This window comes from Virgibacillus profundi (genome assembly GCF_002287375.1).
In the GTDB taxonomy this organism is placed as follows: domain Bacteria; phylum Bacillota; class Bacilli; order Bacillales; family Amphibacillaceae; genus Virgibacillus_K; species Virgibacillus_K profundi.
Window position 1 is genome coordinate 88320 of the sequence record NZ_NPOA01000009.1, and the last position, 17330, is coordinate 105649.

The following is a 17330-nucleotide window of genomic DNA, read 5'->3' on the forward strand; positions in this document are numbered from 1 at the left end:
GATCCTAATTCATAATAAAATTAGGGTCCTTTTTGTTTATTTATTGAATATCCCCCGTTCTATTGCTATAATCATCCTAGTTATTACAGGTGAAATTTGAAGCTTTTATCCATATGAGGTAAAAGACATGTAGGAGTGAACATCATTTATGGTGAAAAAACAAAGGAATGTACGTAACTTTTCGATTATTGCTCATATCGATCATGGAAAGTCTACATTGGCTGACCGGATTTTAGAAAATACCAAAGCATTGACACAGCGTGAAATGAAAGAACAATTTCTGGATGCAATGGATTTGGAACGTGAACGTGGTATTACAATTAAACTGAATGCAGTTCAGCTTTTTTATACGAGTAAAAGTGGCGAGGAGTTTACTTTTCATTTAATCGACACACCGGGCCATGTTGATTTTACATACGAAGTATCACGAAGCCTTGCAGCTTGCGAGGGTGCAATTTTAGTAGTTGATGCAGCACAGGGAATTGAAGCACAGACCTTAGCAAATGTTTATCTTGCAATGGATAATGAATTGGAAATCATTCCTGTTATTAATAAAATTGACCTACCAAGTGCGGATCCTGAACGTGTTAAGAAAGAATTGGAAGATGTTATTGGTATTGACGGGGATGATGTAATTTTAGCCTCTGCAAAGTCAAATATTGGGATTGAAGAAATTCTGGAACGTATAACTGAAGTGATTCCTGAACCTGAGGGTAATGCAGATGAGCCATTAAAAGCGCTTATTTTTGATTCCCTATATGATTCGTATCGTGGCGTTATTGCTTATGTTTGTATTAAGGAGGGATCCCTCAAGGTTGGCGATAAAATTAAAATGATGGCAACAGGGAAAGAATTTGAAGTTAATGAAGTGGGTGTCTTTACACCAAAACCTGTTGGAAAAGAAGAGCTTACTGTCGGAGACGTTGGCTATTTGACTGCTTCCATTAAAAATGTAGGGGACACGGAAGTAGGGGATACAGTCACACATTCAGGTCGACCTGCAGCAGAAGCTCTCCCGGGTTATCGACGTTTAAATCCAATGGTGTTCTGTGGTTTGTACCCAATTGATTCCAATAGTTACAATGATTTAAGAGAAGCACTGGAGCGATTGGAATTAAATGATTCTTCCTTGCAGTATGAACCGGAAACATCACAAGCATTAGGTTTCGGTTTCCGCTGTGGTTTTCTGGGATTATTGCATATGGAAATTATTCAAGAACGGATTGAACGTGAATTTAACATTGATTTGATTACTACTGCTCCGAGTGTAATTTATGAAGTGGAACAGACGGACGGAGAAATATTAACGATTGATAATCCTTCGACTATGCCTGATCCACAAAAAATCAGTGAAATAAAAGAACCTTATGTTAAAGCGACCATCATGGTGCCGAATGACTATGTTGGTGCAGTTATGGAAATCTCACAAAAGAAACGCGGACAATTTATTGACATGGAATATTTGGATGATATCCGTGTAAATGTTATTTATAATATCCCATTATCTGAAATTGTTTACGACTTTTTTGATCAATTGAAATCACAAACCAAAGGCTATGCTTCATTTGATTATGAAATAATTGGCTATAGACCATCAAATCTTGTGAAAATGGATATATTGCTTAATGCAGAGACGATCGATGCATTGTCCTTTATTGTTCATCAGGATTTTGCGTATGAGCGTGGAAAGCAGATTGTTGGAAAACTAAAAAAGTTAATTCCAAAACAACAATTTGAAGTACCGGTTCAAGCTGCGATTGGAAACAAAATTGTTTCAAGATCAACGATAAAGGCAGTTCGAAAAGATGTTACTGCCAAACTATACGGTGGAGACATTTCACGTAAACGTAAATTGCTGGAAAAACAAAAAGAAGGAAAAAAGCGCATGAAAATGGTTGGTTCTGTAGAAGTACCACAGGAAGCGTTCATGGCTATATTAGAAATGGATGAAGATTAAATAAGAACATGACTTTAGGGGGTACTTAAATGCGATCATGCTGAATAGTTCTCCCCTTTTCTTATTCTTCGGCATTCTATAAGGGGTGAATGAACTTGGTGCAATCTGTATATATTCACATACCGTTTTGTCAGCAAATCTGTCATTACTGTGATTTTGTGAAGTTTTTTTATAATGAAAAATTAGCAACACAATACATTGAAGCTTTAGCAAATGAAATGAAAATGAATATCCCAGGATCCAAAAACCAAATGAAAACAATCTATATTGGTGGAGGTACACCAACTGCATTAAACATAGAGCAACTCAGGTCTTTATTGGAAATAATTAATAAGAAGTTTGATATTGCAAAATGTGAGGAATTTACTATAGAAGTAAACCCAGGTGATCTAGGGAAAGATAAAATTAACCTTCTGAAAGCATTTGGGGTTAGCAGGATATCATTTGGTGTTCAGGTTATGGATGACCAAATGCTCAAGGATTTAGGAAGATTGCATAAAGTCAGTGACGTATATAAAACTGTCGATCAACTGCAGCAGTATGGATTTACAAATATAAGCCTTGATTTAATCTATGCATTGCCAAATCAGACAGTTGAACAATTTCAAAAGTCGCTAAATGAAGCGATGACTTTTGATCTTCCGCATTACTCAACCTATGCATTGCAAATAGAGCCTAAAACTGTATTTTTTCAGCGGCATAAAAAGGGAGTATTGCCTCGACCTGCCGAGGAGGAAGAGGTTCAAATGTATGAGATTTTAAAAGAAACAATGAAAAGAGCCAAGGTTGACCAGTATGAAATTAGTAATTTTGCAAAACCAGGCTATGAGAGCAAGCATAACCGAACATATTGGAGCAATGAATATTATTACGGGTTTGGAGCAGGTGCACATGGCTATCTACCAGGAAAACGCATTGGCAATATTCGCCCATTACCAGCTTATATTAAACAGGCTTTGAATGACGGTAAACCTATTCTACAAGTAGAAAAGGTTGGCATGAAAGAACAGATTGAGGAAGAAATGTTTTTAGGAATGCGTATGGTTAAAGGAATTAATAAATCTGATTTTAAGAAGAAGTTTGGATTTTCACTGAATGAACTGTACAAACAACCCATAAAAGACTTTGTAAGAACAGGTCTGCTGATTGATACTCAGAAAGATCTTCGTTTAACAAATCAGGGGATGTTACTAGCAAATCGGGTATTTGAAAAATTCCTGTTAGATGACGATTTTCAAGAAAAGTATCCCGATTTAGTACAAGTTTATTGACAAAAAAAATAGGATTTGATAATTTATATAATAGCATTAGCACTCGCAACTGTTGAGTGCTAACAGAGGTGAACATCATGTTAACAGAAAGGCAATTATTAATTTTGCAGGTCATTATTGATGATTTCATCGAAACAGCCCATCCTGTTGGCTCTCGTGCTATTTCAAAAAATGGTAATGTTCCATATAGTGCTGCTACAATCAGAAATGAAATGGCAGACCTTGAAGATATGGGTTTCTTAGAGAAAACACATTCATCTTCAGGACGGATTCCTTCTGAAAAGGGCTATCGATATTATGTCGATCATTTAATTGCACCAATTACATTAAAAAAAGATGTAAATATTATTAAGAACATTATCCAGGATGGTTTTTTTGAGTTTGAACAGGTTGTTCAAATGTCAGCTGAAGTGTTGTCAAAACTGACAAATTATACTTCCATCATTCTGGGACCGGAATTATATGAAACCAAATTGAAGCAAATACAGCTTATAACATTATCAGATCATACAGCTGTTGCCATTTTGGTTACAAATACCGGACATGTTGAACATCGCTCGTTTTCTATTCCTCCTGATATCAAGCCGTCAGATCTGGAGAAAATGGTGAACATTTTAAATGAACGGTTAAATGGTGTCCCGATTGTGCGGCTGCCTGAGATGTTTAGAACTGAAATTGCTGCATTAATGAAAAGATATATCAATGATTTTGAAAAATCCTATGATTACTTAAAAGCAGTATTTTTTAATGAAAATCCTGTGAAGCTGTATATTGGCGGTAAATCAAATATACTAATGCAGCCGGAGTTCAATGATGTCGATAAGATCCGTTCATTTTATTCCATGATGGAGAGAGAAGACGAAATAGCGAACCTGTTAAAAGGTTCCGAGAGTGGCATAAAAGTAACGATTGGCCATGAAAATGAAGTAGAGGCAATTAAGGATTTCAGTTTAATTACTGCATCTTATCATTTAGGTGAAGGTCAAATGGGCACAATTGCACTACTTGGTCCAACGAGAATGGAGTATAGAAAAGTTATCTCATTATTAAAAGGTTTATCTAATGAAATGACAGATGCTCTATATTTATGGTACAAAAATAATGAATAGAAATAAGTAATTTATAACAGATGTGAGTGTGGTAGGATCATCTCTTACCACACCTTTGGAATGCAGTTTATTACGATTGCTATTCGAGACAAAAGTCTAATTTGGTATGATAACGGAGGTGGCACAAAATGGAAAAACAAGAGAAAGATATGTTTACTGAAGAAGAATCGAAATCCAATGATGAATCTGAAGTTATTGAAGTGATTGATTCAGAAGAAAATGAAACGAATGTTTCCGAAGATAGTGAGCCTGAAACACTTCAAAAGGATTATCAATCCCTGCAACAGGAAAAAGATGAGATGTCTCAGCGACTGCTTCGCCTGCAAGCAGAATTTGATAATTTTAAAAAGCGTTCGCAAAAAGAGAAGGATGCGGATCGTAAATATAAATCCCAGGATCTCGTAAATGAACTCTTACCAGCAATTGATAATTTTGAAAGAGCATTGCAGGTTGAAGTAACTGAAGCAACGTCAAGCCTGATTGAAGGTATTACTATGGTATACCGTCAACTGCAGGATGCATTGAAATCTCAGGACGTTGAAGTAATAGAATCAGAAGGCAAAGAGTTTGATCCAAATCTGCATCATGCAGTAATGCAAGTTGAAGATGGGGAAATGGACTCAAATATTGTTGTAGAAGAATTACAAAAAGGGTATATGCTGAAAGACCGTGTTATTCGACCAGCAATGGTTAAAGTAAATAAATAAATGTGTAAGTAGTTAAGGAGGAAAAGGATTAATGAGTAAAATTATTGGAATTGACTTAGGAACAACAAACTCTTGTGTATCGGTAATGGAAGGTGGGGAAGCGGTTGTTATCCCTAACCCTGAAGGTAACCGCACGACACCATCTGTTGTAGCATTTAAAAACGGTGAAAGACAAGTAGGGGAAGTAGCAAAGCGTCAAGCGATTACGAACCCAAATACAATTCAATCCGTTAAACGTCATATGGGAACAGATTATAAAGTTAAAATTGAGGATACAGAGTATACGCCACAGGAAGTTTCAGCAATTATCCTGCAGCATATCAAATCCTATGCTGAAGATTATATTGGTGAAAAAGTAGAAAAAGCTGTTATTACAGTTCCTGCTTATTTCAACGATTCAGAGCGTCAGGCTACAAAAGATGCTGGTAAAATAGCTGGACTTGAAGTTGAACGTATTATTAACGAACCAACAGCTGCTGCACTGGCATACGGTATCGATAAAGATGACCAGGATCAAACTATTCTTGTATTTGACCTTGGTGGCGGTACATTTGATGTATCTATTCTGGATATTGGTGACGGAACATTTGAAGTTATTTCAACTGCTGGTGATAATCGCCTTGGTGGAGATGACTTTGATGAAGTTGTTATTGACTATATGGTTAAAGAATTCAAAAAAGAAAATGGCATAGACTTATCCAAAGATAAAATGGCGACACAACGACTAAAAGATGCTGCAGAAAAAGCAAAAAAAGATCTTTCTGGTGTATCCCAAACACAAATTTCCTTACCATTTATTACAGCAGGTGAAGCTGGACCATTGCATATGGAAATGAATTTAACCCGTGCGAAGTTTGAAGAATTATCTTCAGAATTGGTTGAACGTACAATGATCCCAACCCGTAAAGCATTGTCAGATGCTGAACTATCAACAAATGAAATTGATAAAGTAATTCTGGTTGGGGGATCAACACGTATTCCGGCTGTTCAGGAAGCAATTAAACGTGAGACAGGTCAGGATCCTTCCAAAGGTGTTAACCCTGACGAAGTTGTTGCATTAGGTGCAGCAATTCAAGGTGGAGTACTTCAAGGTGATGTAAAAGACGTTGTGTTATTAGACGTTACGCCACTTTCATTGGGTATTGAAACAATGGGATCTGTTTCCACTAAGTTAATTGAACGTAACACTACGATTCCGACTAGTCATTCACAGGTATTCTCAACAGCTGCAGATAATCAAACAGCTGTGGACATTCATGTACTTCAAGGGGAACGTGAAATGGCAGCAGATAATAAAACGCTAGGCCGTTTTCAATTAGCAGATATTCCACCAGCACCTAGAGGTATACCACAAATTGAAGTATCATTTGATATTGATGCAAATGGTATTGTAAATGTGCGTGCAAAAGATATGGGTACAAATAAAGAACAATCCATTACAATTAAATCATCTTCAGGTCTTTCCGATGACGAGGTGGATCGTATGGTAAAAGAAGCTGAAGAAAATGCAGAAGACGATAAAAAACGTCGTGAAGAAGTTGAACTTCGCAATGAAGCAGATCAGCTGATTTTCACTACAGATAAAACAATTAAAGATCTGGGTGAGAAAGTCTCTGATGAAGAAAAAGAAAAAGCAGAAGCAGCTAAAGAAGAATTAAAAACTGCAATCGAATCAGATGACCTGGATCAAATTAAAGAAAAGAAAGAAGCATTGGAAGAACAGGTACAACAGTTGTCTGTTAAAATGTATGAACAAATGCAACAGGAAGCCCAAGCTGAACAGGGAAATGAAGAAGAACAAGCTGGGGACGATGTTGTTGATGCAGATTATAAAGAAGTAGATGACGAAGAAGAAGATAAAAAATAATAGATTAAAACCATTAGTCAAAGTCAGGAACCCCTTGGCTTTGGCTTTTTTTTCGGATAGAGATTAACGAACATTTGCCACTGTGGCTGTTATGATGATAAGATAAAACGTATTCAAGTAGTGGATCGGGAGAGTGATTTTCAAGTGAGCAAGCGAGATTTTTATGATGTACTTGGAGTTGGCAAGGATGCTCCTAAAGAAGATATAAAAAAGGCGTACCGTAAATTAGCACGAAAATATCATCCGGATGTTAATAAAGAGGAAGATGCAGGAGATAAATTTAAAGAGGCTAAAGAGGCTTACGAAGTTTTAAGTAATGAACAAAAACGTTCGCAATATGACCAATTTGGACATGCGGGAGCCGGGGGTCAAGGATTTGGTGGCTTTGGCGGAGGTGCACAGGACTTCGGTGGCTTTGGTGATATTTTTGATATGTTTTTTGGTGGCGGTGGTGGCCGCAGACATGACCCAAATGCTCCACAGCAAGGTGCAGACCTTCAATATACAATGGTCCTGGATTTTGAGGAAGCAATTTTTGGAAAAGAAACAGATATTAGCATTCCAAAAGATGAAGAATGTGATACATGTCATGGTTCAGGTGCTAAGCCGGGAACCAAAACAAAAACTTGTTCCCATTGTAATGGGGCTGGACAGCTAAATCAGGAACAGAATACGCCATTTGGCAGAGTCGTTAACCGTAGAGTATGCCATCACTGTAATGGCTCCGGGAAAATAATTCCGGAGAAATGTAATACTTGTGGCGGAAAAGGGAAAGTGAAAAAACATAGACAGATTCATATTACTCTTCCAGCTGGTATAGATGAAGGACAGCAAATTCGCGTTTCCGGTAAAGGTGAACCAGGGGTAAATGGCGGTCCACCAGGAGATTTATATGTAGTGGTTCAAGTTAGGGGCCATGACTTTTTTGAACGAGATGGAGATCATATTTTCTGTGAAATTCCATTGAACTATACACAGGCTGCATTAGGTGATGAAGTAGAAGTGCCAACTGTCCATGGTAAAGTTATGTTGAAAATCCCTGCAGGAACTCAATCTGGCAAAACCTTCCGTTTGAAAGGGAAAGGTGCTCCAAATGTTCGTGGCTATGGACATGGTGATCAGCATATTATCGTAAAACTAGTCACACCTACAAAATTAACGGAACGACAAAAAGAATTACTCCGCGAATTTAATGAAATTGGTGGTAATGAATCAACAAATGAGCAAGACAGTTCTATATTTCAACGATTTAAAAATGCTTTTAAAAACGATTGACGATGTTGCATAGCAACATCGTTTACATAGGGAAGCTAAAGCTGTCCGGCTCAAGCAGACGAAAAGCATGAGCAATAATTTCTCATAAATGGAATGGGTGGATCAATATGAAATGGTCAGAGCTTTGTATTCATACGACAAATGAGGCGATTGAACCAATTTCTAACATTTTACATGAAACTGGTGCAAGTGGTCTTGTTATTGAAGACCCTTTGGATTTAGTAAAAGAACGAGGGAATAATTTTGGTGAAATCTATGAGTTAGATGTGGATGACTATCCAAAAGAGGGTGTATTTATTAAAGCATACCTTCCTGTAAACAGTTTTTTAAGTGAAACGATTGAAGCAATTAAACAGGCGATAAATAATTTAATATTATACGATATTGATATTGGCAAAAATAATGTATCACTTAGTGAAGTTCATGAAGAAGATTGGGCAACTGCATGGAAAAAATATTATAAGCCTGTCAAGATATCGAAGAAAATAACGATTACACCTACATGGGAAGACTACACACCAGTTTCCAGTGATGAAATTATTATTGAACTTGATCCGGGAATGGCTTTTGGAACTGGCACACATCCTACAACGGTTCTAAGTATACAGGCATTGGAACGGTTCCTTGAAAAAAATGATATCGTTCTGGATGTAGGTTGTGGTTCCGGCGTATTAAGTATTGCATCTGCCATGCTGGGTGCAGGTGAAGTCCATGCATACGATTTAGATGATATTGCGGTTAAAAGTACGAAGTCGAATGCTGAGCTAAATAAATTAGGGAACTATATTATAACAAAACAAAATAATTTGCTTGACCAAGTAAATGAAAACGCAAATATTATCGTATCAAATATACTAGCTGAAATCATAGTTCAGTTTGTTGAAGATGCCTGGAATAATCTTGAATATGGCGGTCTATTCATTACATCCGGAATTATTCAAAATAAGAAACAGTTGGTTAAGGATAGGTTACAGCAGCAAGGGTTTGAAATTTTGGAAGTAAATGAAATGGAAGATTGGATTTCAATCGTAGCGAAAAAGATTTAAGGATGGTGCGATGTGCAACGATATTTTGTTCCTGAATCAGCGTGGAATGGGAATATAGTTACCATTAAAGATGATGATGCTCATCACATACATAGAGTAATGCGTTTTAAAGAGGGAGATCAGGTTATTTGCAACCATCCGGATGGAAGTGCTGCGATCTGTAACTTAATTGCTGTTGGATCAGATGAAGTGCGTTTGGAAGTAGAGGATTGGCTGAATGAATCTGTGGAACTCCCAATTGAAGTAACTATTGCGCAAGGACTTCCAAAGGGCGATAAACTTGATTTAATATTACAAAAAGGAACGGAACTTGGTGCATCTTCCTTTATTCCTTTTCAGGCTGAAAGATCTGTAGTTGTATGGGATAATAAAAAGATAGAAAAAAAGATGAAGCGCTTCTCTAAAATTGTGAAAGAGGCAAGCGAACAAAGTCATCGAAATAAAGTACCTGAAATAAAATCGCCGATGACAATGTCAGCTTTACTTAAGGAAAGTCAAAAATACGATGTAAAGATTTTTGCATATGAAGAGGAAGCTAAAATAGTTGATTTTCAATCCTTTGGTACACTGTTAAATAAGCTAAAAAAAGACCAAAGTCTATTTGTCTGTATTGGTCCTGAAGGTGGTTTTTCACCTAAGGAAGCAGAGACTTTAAGGGATAATAATTTCTATCCTGTTCGTCTGGGCCCGAGAATATTGAGAACAGAAACAGCGGCTTTATATGCTTTAGCAAGTATTTCCTACCATTTTGAAGAATTGAGGTGTAATTAATGCCAACAGTAGCATTTCATACATTAGGATGTAAGGTAAATCATTATGAAACAGAAGGTATTTGGCGGATGTTTATGGATAATGGCTATGAACGCGTGGATTTTGACCATGATTCTGACGTTTATGTCATCAATACATGTACGGTAACAAATACTGGAGATAAAAAAAGCAGACAGACCATACGTCGTGCAATTAGAAAAAACCCGGAAGCAATTGTCTGTGTAACAGGCTGCTATGCACAAACCTCTCCTGGAGAAATTATGGAAATCCCCGGAGTAGATGTGGTGGTTGGAACCCAGGATCGTAAAAATATGCTGAAATATATTGATGAACATCAAAAAACCAGAGAGCCAATTAATGGTGTGACAAATATAATGAAAAACCGTGTATTTGAGGAAATGGATGTTCCTGAATTTACGGATCGTACCAGAGCTTCATTGAAAATACAGGAGGGCTGTAATAACTTCTGTACATTTTGTATCATTCCATGGTCTAGAGGGTTACTGCGCTCACGAGATCCGGAAAATGTTGTAATGCAGGCACAGAAACTTGTTGATGCAGGTTATAAAGAAATTGTGCTTACAGGGATCCATACAGCTGGATACGGTGAAGACATGAATGACTATAACTTTGCAATGCTTCTAAACGACCTGGAAACAAAAGTAAATGGGCTAAAGCGCATTCGTATTTCCTCCATCGAGGCAAGTCAAATAACGGATGAAGTCATTGATGTCCTTGACAAGTCCGAAAAAATAGTCCGTCATCTGCATATTCCTTTGCAATCCGGATCTGATACCGTACTCGCAAGAATGCGCAGAAAATACTCAAGCGAATTTTACAAAGAAAAATTGCAAAAGATTCGGGGGGCACTGCCTGGATTGGCAATCACTTCTGATGTAATTGTTGGATTTCCAGGAGAAACGGATGAGGAATTTAAGCAAACCTATAATTTTATAAAAGAAGTTGGTTACTCAGAACTTCATGTATTTCCATTTTCCAGACGTACTGGAACACCTGCAGCGCGTATGAGTGATCAAGTGGATGAAGATCTTAAAAATGAACGAGTACATCAATTAATCGAGTTGTCAGATCAATTAGCAAAGGAATATGCTTCTACTTATGAAAATGAAGTTTTAGAAGTGATTCCTGAAGAACGGGTTCATGATGAAAATCACCCTGAATTATTAATCGGCTATACTGATAACTATATGAAAGTACAGTTTGAAGGAACTCCTGACATGATTGGGAAAATTGTCCGGGTGAAAATAACAAAATCCGGCTACCCATTTAATGAAGGTTCTTTTGTAAGAATTATGGATACAGCGACACATGCACATGCCAAAGCAAATTAAAAGATAGACCCAGTCATTGACCGGGTCTATCTTTTTGCTCTTTACAATAGCTGCAAAATCATTTAGTATATATAAATGGGCAAATTACTTACTTAGGTAAATAATTAAGGAGTAACTCAGAATATGACATTTTATAAAGAAAACCTTGTACATCTTATAAACCAAAAATATCGTTTTTTAAACAAAGAGCTAAATGAAGCATTAAATGAATTCGGATTATACCATTCTCAATGGACGATCATTTATTCCCTGTACAAAAAGGGGGCAATGACACAGACTGCTATTTGGCAGTATTTAAATGTTGAAGCACCTACGGTTACCAGGACCGTAAAAAAATTAGAGGAAAATGGGTGGGTTGCGAGAATAAAGGGTGAGGATAAACGGCAAAACATCATAAATCTGACCAGCAAATCCCATATGAAAATTCATGCTATAAAAAACAGAATAGAATCATTTGAAAACGAAGCACTAAAAGGTTTATCAAAGCATGAGCAAGAGAATTTAAAAAATTTACTTCAAAAAATAGGCCCTGAGGAGAGAACTGATCAAGATGAATAATACTTTTGAAAAACGGCCAGTTTGGACCAAGGATTTTATAGGTATCTCTGTAACACACCTTATAATCTTCCTTATTTTTTATACGCTACTCACCACATTGCCAATCTATGTCATCCAGTCTTTGGGAGGAAACGAAGCACAGGGTGGCTTATTAGTTACAGTCATGCTGCTTGCAGCGATATTGGTAAGACCTATATCCGGCAGAATCTTAGAAGTGTTAGGCAAGAAAAATACACTAATGATTACTGTAGTAGCTTTTGCGATTACTACATTTTTTTATTTGGTCTTCGATCAATATAATTCCTTATTAATTTTACGTTTTATTCATGGTCTGTCCTTTGGAATTGCGACTACAGCAACCGGAGCTATTGCAGCGGACACAATACCGGGTGAACGTAAAGGTGAGGGACTTGGTTATTTTGCTATGGCTACTAATGTAGCTATGGTAATTGGGCCTTTTATAGGATTAACCATGCTGCAAATTACTACGTTTAAAATGCTTTTTGTTGTTCTAAGTATATTAATCCTATTTGCGGTTGTTTGTGCGTTGATTGTTAAAGTACCAAAAATGCCAAAGGAAAATAAAAATAATGTAAAAAGAAAGATGACCATTCATGATATTTTTGAATTAAAGGCATTGCCAATAGCTAGTATTGCCGGGTTAATTTCATTTGCTTATGCCGGAATACTTTCATTTATTTCTGTTTATGCCAATGCATTGGATCTTGCATCTGTTGCAAGCTATTTCTTTGTTGTATTTGCATTTGTAATGATTATTACAAGACCTTCGTTCGGGCGGGCATTTGATAGCAGGGGACCCAGTTTTATAATTATTCCGAGCCTTATTGCCTTTGCAATTGGACTGGTAATACTTAGCTTCACACAAACTGCGCTTGTTCTGCTCTTAGCAGCTGCTATAATTGGTTTAGGGTATGGTTCATTACTGCCCAGCTTCCAAACGATGGCAGTACAATCAACAGATGAGCACAGGAGTGGTCATGCAACAGCAACATTCTTTACTATGTATGATATTGGAATTGCATCAGGAACCTATGTTTTAGGTATCATTGTAACGTATGTGAGCTTTCGTTCGATCTATATAATTTGTGCAGCAATAATTTTGGTCGTGTTATTACTGTTCAGTTTATATCAGTTAAATAGTAAAAAAGGAGAAAGGGAAATTAATTAGATTATAATTAGATTTTTCCTTTCCGCCATGCTATGATGGCTTAAGAGGTACGTACAACCAAACATGAAAGGAAGATTAAAGTGAGTAAAAATTTAGCAAAGTATATTGATCATACACAATTAAAACCTGATACAACAAAAGAAAAAATCCAGCAAATTGTTGAGGAAGCGAAGGAATATGAATTTGCTTCTGTTTGCGTTAACCCATATTGGGTATCTTTTTGCTATGATTATTTAAAGGATACTACAGTAAAAGTTTGCACTGTTATAGGCTTTCCATTAGGTGCAACATCAACAGAGTCAAAAGTCTTTGAAACAAAAAAATCTATCCAAGATGGAGCTACAGAAGTAGACATGGTAATAAATGTAGGGGAATTAAAATCGGGCAATGTTCAGGCTGTTAAAGCGGATATAGAAGCTGTTGTAAATGCTGCTAAAGATAAAGCTCTTACAAAAGTTATTATTGAAACATCATTGTTATCTGAAGATGAAAAAGTACGTGCCTGTAAATTAGCAAAAGAAGCAGGTGCAGATTACGTTAAGACATCTACAGGATTTTCCGGTGGTGGTGCAACGGTTGAGGATATTAAATTAATGCGCCAGACTGTTGGAAGTGAAATGGGTGTAAAAGCTTCCGGAGGTGTTCGTGATCTTGAAACAACCAAGGCAATGATCGATGTAGGTGCAACCAGAATTGGTGCAAGTGCGGGTATCGACATTATTAAAGGAAATCAAGGAACTTCTGATTATTAAAAAAATACAGACGAGAACATTGCTACAATAAACTATTTAATATCATATAATTTTAAAATTAAATAATAATATGTTGACCAATAAGTAGTATTATATTATACTTTAAAAAGGCATGATACTTATTTGTATATGCTAGTATAATTTTGTTTTTTGCTTCGGAGGGAGGGAAATTAGCATGTCAAATACAACTCGCGTTCGTAAAAACGAGTCTCTTGAGGATGCTCTTCGTCGCTTCAAGCGTAGTGTGTCAAAAAGTGGTACACTTCAGGAATATCGTAAGCGTGAACACTATGAAAAACCAAGTGTAAGACGTAAGAAGAAATCTGAAGCTGCTAGAAAGCGTAAATTCTAAAGAGGACTGATAAGCATGGCATTACTTGAACAGCTGAATCAGGATATGAAGCAAGCGATGAAGAAGAAAGATAAAGAAACATTAAGTGTTATCCGTATGGTTAAAGCTTCATTGCAGAATGAATCGATAAAGCTTGGAAAAGATGCACTTTCAGAGGACGAAGAATTAACAATTTTGTCCAGAGAGTTAAAACAAAGAAAAGATTCCCTCCATGAATTTAAATCAGCTGGACGCGATGATCTTGTTGAAAAACTTGAAACTGAAATCAATATTTTACAGGAATATATGCCAAAACAGCTTACAAACGATGAGCTGGAGGCAATTGTTCAGAGTACGATTCAGGAAGTTAATGCTACATCCAAGAAAGATATTGGTAAAGTAATGAGTGCTGTTATGCCAAAAGTAAAAGGTAAGGCGGATGGTTCTCAAATAAACAAACTCGTACAAAAACATTTAAATTAATTTTCAAGAAACCAGGCTTTCGCCATTTCTAAATGGCGAAAGCCTTAGTTTATCGGAAACTATTTTGCGGGTGCAAATGCTTCTAAGTATTACTTATGTGCTTACTGATTTCATGAAAAAAATATCAGTGTATTTAAAAGAACCTTGTCATAGTATGACAGGGTTCTTTTGTTGTGATATTATTTAGGTAACTATGTTGTTTGCCCGAAAAAAGTGAAACCAATTGCCGGCATATTTCGTATACAATATAAGTACCGAAAGTGAGGTGAAAAATTTTGCCAGGTAAACGTAAACGAATGACAGTATACATAATTTTATTGCTTTCATTAATTTCTGCTATTTTTAACACTGCGGATCCAATTCAAGCAAAAAATGGCGGTGGTAAATCAGTTTACTTTATACCAATTGAGAAAGAAGTTGAGCGTGGACTGCAGGCATTCCTGGCCCGTACAACTCAGGAAGCAATTGAAGAAGGGGCAGACCACATTGTTTTTGAAATTGACACACCAGGCGGGAGAGTGGATTCTGCGGGTCAAATTGGTGGGATTATCCAGGATTTAGATATACCTACAACATCTTTTATCGTTAATCAGGCCTTATCAGCTGGTTCTTATATTGCCTTATTTTCAGATACGATATATATGAAACCACATGCAACGATGGGAGCAAGCGGTGTTATAAATCAAGATGGTACCGCTGCAGATAAAAAAGCACAATCAGCATGGCTTGAAGCAATGCGTAGTGCGGCCGAATCACAAGGAAGAGATCCTTTGTATGCAGCAGCAATGGCAGACATGGAGATTGATCTTCCTGAATACGGTGCTCCTGAAGGGAAATTTCTAACACTCGGACCTAGTGATGCTGTGGAGGTTGGATATTCAAAAGGAATTGTAGATGACCGTGTGGAGTTATTACATGAGTTAGGTTTATCAAATGCTACAGTTGTTGAAAAGGAAACGACTTTTGCTGAAGAGCTTGCCAGATTTTTAACAAATCCTGTTGTTATACCAATCCTATTATCTTTAGCTAGTTTGGGGTTAATTGTGGAATTATATTCACCAGGCTTTGGAATACCTGGAATAATGGGCTTGGTCTCACTCCTGTTATTTTTCTATGGGCATATCGTTGCAGGATTAGCTGGCATGGAGGCTGTAATACTACTTATTATAGGGATTGTTTTAATAATAGCCGAGTTTTTTGTACCTGGTGGAATTGTTGGTCTGCTCGGTGTTGGGGCTGTAATTGGATCCTTATTTATGTCGGGTTATGATCTTGGGCATATGTCAATGAGTATTGGAATTGCTTTTATAGTTGCGTTGGCTGCTGCAGTCATTCTATTCAAACGAATCGGGATGGACAAAGGAGTTTTTCGCCATATTATTTTAAAAGATCAAACAACAACTGAATTGGGCTATGTATCTTCTGTGAATCGATTGGAATTAATTGGACTGGAAGGTATTGCTGCTACACCACTGAGGCCATCCGGAACAGCAGTATTCGATGATGAGCGTTTAGACGTTGTATCTGAAGGTGGATTTATTGAAGCCAATAAAAATATTAAAGTTGTGAAGGTAGAAGGGGTTCGTATTGTTGTTAGAGAAATCTAATATATATTAAATTTAAAATATACAGGAGGAATTATGTATGGAGTTAGCAGAACTTATGCCGTTTATAATAGTTGCGGTAATATTGATCGTTTTAGCAGTTTTATTCACATTTATTCCAGTAGCATTATGGATTAGTGCACTGGCGGCTGGTGTTAAGGTTGGTATCTTTACATTAATTGGGATGCGTCTACGCCGAGTTGTACCAAATCGAGTAATTAATCCATTGATCAAAGCACATAAGGCTGGATTGAATGTTACAACAAACCAGCTGGAAAGCCACTATTTAGCAGGTGGTAATGTAGACAGGGTAGTAAATGCATTAATCGCTGCACATAGAGCAAATATCGACTTACCATTCGAACGGGGTGCTGCGATTGATTTAGCAGGTCGTGACGTGCTTGAAGCAGTACAAATGAGCGTTAACCCTGAAGTTATTGAAACACCTTTTATCGCAGGTATAGCGATGGATGGGATCGAAGTAAAGGCAAAAGCTAGAATTACTGTACGAGCGAACATCGATCGACTTGTCGGTGGTGCTGGTGAAGAAACAATAATTGCTCGTGTGGGTGAAGGTGTTGTTAGTACAATTGGTAGTTCTAATACACATGCGAAAGTATTAGAAAACCCTGATTCTATTTCCCAGACAGTATTGAGTAAAGGGCTTGATTCAGGTACTGCTTTTGAAATTCTCTCAATCGATATTGCAGACGTGGATATCGGTAAAAATATTGGTGCAATCCTGCAAACAGACCAAGCGGAAGCGGATAAAAATATCGCACAGGCTAAAGCAGAAGAACGTCGTGCAATGGCTGTTGCACAAGAACAGGAAATGCTTGCACGAGTACAGGAAATGCGTGCGAAAGTTGTGGAAGCAGAGGCGGATGTACCACTTGCACTTGCAGAAGCATTAAGATCAGGCAACTTAGGTGTTATGGATTATATGAATTATAAGAATATCGATGCAGACACTGATATGCGTGATACTATTGGCAAATTGTCAAAAGAAAATAATGATGAAAATGACAATAACTAATACCATGTCTAATTATAAAGGA

General features: G+C 37.1%; 16 protein-coding genes. All 16 read left to right on the plus strand.

From position 1 onward, the window contains the following. Positions 1 to 148 precede the first annotated feature (148 nt). The 16 genes from lepA (at position 149) to floA (ending at position 17308) form a co-directional block, all read left to right on the plus strand. Positions 149 to 1957 carry a translation elongation factor 4 gene (gene lepA / locus CIL05_RS13630; RefSeq protein WP_095656103.1) on the plus strand — a complete coding sequence of 603 codons (1809 nt, stop codon included), beginning with the start codon at positions 149 to 151 and terminating at the stop codon, positions 1955 to 1957. An 89-nt stretch (positions 1958 to 2046) separates the two neighbouring features. Continuing rightward, positions 2047 to 3228 (plus strand): radical SAM family heme chaperone HemW, encoded by a 1182-nt coding sequence (hemW, locus tag CIL05_RS13635; RefSeq protein ID WP_095656104.1) that lies wholly within the window; start codon positions 2047 to 2049, stop codon positions 3226 to 3228. Between the two features lie 77 nt (positions 3229 to 3305). Next, the gene (gene hrcA / locus CIL05_RS13640; protein ID WP_095656105.1) at positions 3306 to 4337 is read left to right on the plus strand and encodes a heat-inducible transcriptional repressor HrcA; all 1032 of its coding nucleotides are present in this window, start codon (positions 3306 to 3308) and stop codon (positions 4335 to 4337) included. 128 nt (positions 4338 to 4465) lie between these two features. Beyond that, the gene (grpE, locus tag CIL05_RS13645; RefSeq protein WP_095656106.1) at positions 4466 to 5044 is read left to right on the plus strand and encodes a nucleotide exchange factor GrpE; all 579 of its coding nucleotides are present in this window, start codon (positions 4466 to 4468) and stop codon (positions 5042 to 5044) included. 31 nt (positions 5045 to 5075) lie between these two features. Then, on the plus strand, positions 5076 to 6911 hold the full coding sequence (gene dnaK, locus CIL05_RS13650; protein WP_095656107.1) for a molecular chaperone DnaK: 1836 nt from the start codon (positions 5076 to 5078) through the stop codon (positions 6909 to 6911). Positions 6912 to 7055: 144 nt separating this feature from the next. Then, positions 7056 to 8186 (plus strand): molecular chaperone DnaJ, encoded by a 1131-nt coding sequence (gene dnaJ / locus CIL05_RS13655; RefSeq protein WP_095656108.1) that lies wholly within the window; start codon positions 7056 to 7058, stop codon positions 8184 to 8186. Positions 8187 to 8293: 107 nt separating this feature from the next. Continuing rightward, positions 8294 to 9232, plus strand: coding sequence for a 50S ribosomal protein L11 methyltransferase (prmA, locus tag CIL05_RS13660; protein ID WP_095656109.1), 939 nt, complete (start codon positions 8294 to 8296; stop codon positions 9230 to 9232). A gap of 12 nt (positions 9233 to 9244) precedes the next feature. After that, positions 9245 to 10003, plus strand: coding sequence for a 16S rRNA (uracil(1498)-N(3))-methyltransferase (locus CIL05_RS13665; RefSeq protein WP_095656110.1), 759 nt, complete (start codon positions 9245 to 9247; stop codon positions 10001 to 10003). Then, the gene (gene mtaB, locus CIL05_RS13670) at positions 10003 to 11355 is read left to right on the plus strand and encodes a tRNA (N(6)-L-threonylcarbamoyladenosine(37)-C(2))-methylthiotransferase MtaB (RefSeq protein WP_095656111.1); all 1353 of its coding nucleotides are present in this window, start codon (positions 10003 to 10005) and stop codon (positions 11353 to 11355) included. The genes CIL05_RS13665 and mtaB overlap by 1 nt, the downstream gene beginning before the upstream one ends. A 123-nt stretch (positions 11356 to 11478) precedes the next feature. Beyond that, entirely contained in the window at positions 11479 to 11913 is a 435-nt protein-coding gene (locus tag CIL05_RS13675; RefSeq protein ID WP_095656112.1) for a MarR family winged helix-turn-helix transcriptional regulator, read from the plus strand. Then, positions 11906 to 13102 carry an MFS transporter gene (locus CIL05_RS13680; RefSeq protein WP_095656113.1) on the plus strand — a complete coding sequence of 399 codons (1197 nt, stop codon included), beginning with the start codon at positions 11906 to 11908 and terminating at the stop codon, positions 13100 to 13102. The genes CIL05_RS13675 and CIL05_RS13680 overlap by 8 nt, the downstream gene beginning before the upstream one ends. Positions 13103 to 13182: 80 nt before the next feature. Further along, a complete protein-coding gene (gene deoC / locus CIL05_RS13685; RefSeq protein ID WP_095656114.1) occupies positions 13183 to 13854 on the plus strand; it encodes a deoxyribose-phosphate aldolase in 672 nt (223 codons plus the stop codon). Between the two features lie 175 nt (positions 13855 to 14029). Next, on the plus strand, positions 14030 to 14206 hold the full coding sequence (rpsU, locus tag CIL05_RS13690) for a 30S ribosomal protein S21 (protein WP_019377991.1): 177 nt from the start codon (positions 14030 to 14032) through the stop codon (positions 14204 to 14206). Between the two features lie 15 nt (positions 14207 to 14221). After that, complete coding sequence (locus tag CIL05_RS13695) at positions 14222 to 14668, plus strand: GatB/YqeY domain-containing protein (protein ID WP_095656115.1); 447 nt, start codon at positions 14222 to 14224, stop codon at positions 14666 to 14668. A gap of 275 nt (positions 14669 to 14943) precedes the next feature. Continuing rightward, complete coding sequence (locus tag CIL05_RS13700; RefSeq protein ID WP_240510197.1) at positions 14944 to 16275, plus strand: NfeD family protein; 1332 nt, start codon at positions 14944 to 14946, stop codon at positions 16273 to 16275. Positions 16276 to 16312: 37 nt separating this feature from the next. Next, on the plus strand, positions 16313 to 17308 hold the full coding sequence (gene floA / locus CIL05_RS13705) for a flotillin-like protein FloA (protein WP_095656116.1): 996 nt from the start codon (positions 16313 to 16315) through the stop codon (positions 17306 to 17308). Positions 17309 to 17330: the final 22 nt, after the last annotated feature.

Bases quoted from the DNA above. Each gene is read 5' to 3' on its own strand.
- lepA (WP_095656103.1), top strand. From the start codon at position 149: ATGGTGAAAAAACAAAGGAATGTACGTAACTTTTCGATTATTGCTCAT.
- hemW (WP_095656104.1), top strand. From the start codon at position 2,047: ATGAACTTGGTGCAATCTGTATATATTCACATACCGTTTTGTCAGCAA.
- hrcA (WP_095656105.1), top strand. From the start codon at position 3,306: ATGTTAACAGAAAGGCAATTATTAATTTTGCAGGTCATTATTGATGAT.
- grpE (WP_095656106.1), top strand. From the start codon at position 4,466: ATGGAAAAACAAGAGAAAGATATGTTTACTGAAGAAGAATCGAAATCC.
- dnaK (WP_095656107.1), top strand. From the start codon at position 5,076: ATGAGTAAAATTATTGGAATTGACTTAGGAACAACAAACTCTTGTGTA.
- prmA (WP_095656109.1), top strand. From the start codon at position 8,294: ATGAAATGGTCAGAGCTTTGTATTCATACGACAAATGAGGCGATTGAA.
- mtaB (WP_095656111.1), top strand. From the start codon at position 10,003: ATGCCAACAGTAGCATTTCATACATTAGGATGTAAGGTAAATCATTAT.
- CIL05_RS13675 (WP_095656112.1), top strand. From the start codon at position 11,479: ATGACATTTTATAAAGAAAACCTTGTACATCTTATAAACCAAAAATAT.
- CIL05_RS13680 (WP_095656113.1), top strand. From the start codon at position 11,906: ATGAATAATACTTTTGAAAAACGGCCAGTTTGGACCAAGGATTTTATA.
- rpsU (WP_019377991.1), top strand. From the start codon at position 14,030: ATGTCAAATACAACTCGCGTTCGTAAAAACGAGTCTCTTGAGGATGCT.
- CIL05_RS13695 (WP_095656115.1), top strand. From the start codon at position 14,222: ATGGCATTACTTGAACAGCTGAATCAGGATATGAAGCAAGCGATGAAG.
- floA (WP_095656116.1), top strand. From the start codon at position 16,313: ATGGAGTTAGCAGAACTTATGCCGTTTATAATAGTTGCGGTAATATTG.